1 protein-coding gene is annotated in these 234 nt (G+C 42.7%); it reads right to left on the reverse strand.

The window, feature by feature from the left end; translation table 11 throughout:
- Positions 1–87: 87 nt before the first annotated feature.
- Positions 88–189: an HAD hydrolase family protein gene (locus P6709_RS20715; protein WP_442905389.1), complete on the reverse strand. Its 102-nt coding sequence runs from the start codon at positions 187–189 to the stop codon at positions 88–90.
- Positions 190–234 lie beyond the last annotated feature (45 nt).

The following is a 234-nucleotide window of genomic DNA, read 5'->3' on the forward strand; positions in this document are numbered from 1 at the left end:
AATTTCTGCGAGGTAATTGGCGTTTCCTTGTCTTTTAGTGGAAAGATTGCAGTACATGGTAAATGAAAACATTCACCCTGTGATCCCTCAGCATCCGAGTCCTGCGTATTCAATCATGGAAAGGTCATTGTAGCTGTCACCGACTGCGATGATTTCCTCTTGATTGTAAATCGTTCCACGCTGCCACAAGAGCTGGAAGAAATTGCGACTTCAACAGATGATAATGTCTTGAAA

Source organism: Jeotgalibacillus sp. ET6 (assembly GCF_029667115.1).
Taxonomy (GTDB): domain Bacteria; phylum Bacillota; class Bacilli; order Bacillales; family Jeotgalibacillaceae; genus Jeotgalibacillus.